This is a genomic window from Aeromonas sp. EERV15 (genome assembly GCF_900079845.1).
Lineage (GTDB): Bacteria > Pseudomonadota > Gammaproteobacteria > Enterobacterales > Aeromonadaceae > Aeromonas > Aeromonas sobria.
This window is the reverse complement of sequence record NZ_FKKY02000048.1, coordinates 1-1,286: the sequence shown is the minus strand read 5'-3', so window position 1 is coordinate 1,286 and position 1,286 is coordinate 1. Positions and strand designations below refer to the sequence as shown.

Here is a 1,286-nt window from a genome sequence, read left to right as displayed (position 1 = left end):
GCCCAGGGCCGACGCATGATCATTCTTTGCGCTAGTTGATCAAGTATCGATCAGTTGAGCGGCGCCAAGTACGATTTTAATTGTACCTTGCGTTGCCAAGCTGTAAATAGTCGAGATCTTAACTAACTGTTTATTTTTATGGCCCAGAAGTCTTTGCTCGACTACCTTGAATCAATTCCAGACCCACGCAATCAGGCCAAGTGCTCGCATATCTTGTCAGAGGTTGTTTTCATGGCCATCTGCGCCATGATGTGCGGTTTTGATACTTGGAGCGAGATTACCTTGTTTGCTCAAGAGCGAGAGCCATGGTTCCGGCGCTGGTTGAGCTTGCCTGGCGGCATTCCATCACACGACACATTCAACCGCATTTTTGCCACTCTGCCTCCCGCCAGTCTGAAATCCATTTTTCAAGCGTGGATCGGCGACATCATGGGCGATGATAAGCTGGTTGGCCAACTAGCGGTTGATGGTAAAGCTCTTCGTGCTACCGCTAAAGGGCGAGGTGCCAACGCTGTTCATATGGTCAATGTCTGGTCAACTGAGCTGGGGATGTGTGTTGGCCAGCAAAAAGTCGCTGACAAATCTAACGAGATCACGGCAATACCTGAGCTACTCCAACTTCTTGAATTAAAAGGGTGTTTAGTCAGTATTGATGCGATGGGTACACAGGTAAAAATCGCCGACACCATCCTCAAAAAGTCGGGTGATTACCTGCTTGCAGTGAAAGACAACCAACCTAGCCTCAATACTGAAGTAAAAGAACAGTTCCAAGCGTATTGGGATAAGAATGAAACCGATGTTTCGGGGCACGGCTTTACTGAACAATTTGACTCAGAACATGGGCGAAAAGAGCATCGACGTTGTTGGGTTCTGATGGTTGATGAAAGCATGCCAGTTTGCCAGCAGTGGAAAGCGAAGACGATCATAGCCGTGCAGGCTGAGCGAATTGAAAATGGCAAAGGCTATGATTTCGTGAGATTTTATATAAGTAGCCGAGCGTTGGATGCCACCTCAGCGCTGAAGGCAACCCGAGCGCACTGGTCGGTAGAAAATCTGCTGCACTGGACTTTAGATATTGCGTTCGGAGAGGATCAACTTCAGGCCAGAGCGGGCTTCGCTGGGGAAAACTTAGCGGTCATCAGGCAGTGGATACTGAACATGCTGAAGCAAAACAAATCACGTAATCTAAGCATGGCCAACAAGCGCAGGCTCTGCTGTCTGAATGAACAATATTTGTTCGAATGTATGGGGTTGTTCAAAGTATAAACACTGATGCGTCAGCCCTG

At 48.1% G+C, this 1,286-nt stretch carries 1 protein-coding gene; it reads left to right on the top strand.

The genetic code is table 11. The annotated features are described in order from the left end of the window. The first annotated feature begins 138 nt into the window (after nucleotides 1-138). Entirely contained in the window at nucleotides 139-1,266 is a 1,128-nt protein-coding gene (locus tag BN4575_RS20315; protein ID WP_041204928.1) for an ISAs1-like element ISKpn9 family transposase, read from the top strand. Nucleotides 1,267-1,286 lie beyond the last annotated feature (20 nt).

Bases quoted from the DNA above. Each gene is read 5' to 3' on its own strand.
- BN4575_RS20315 (WP_041204928.1), top strand. From the start codon at position 139: ATGGCCCAGAAGTCTTTGCTCGACTACCTTGAATCAATTCCAGACCCA.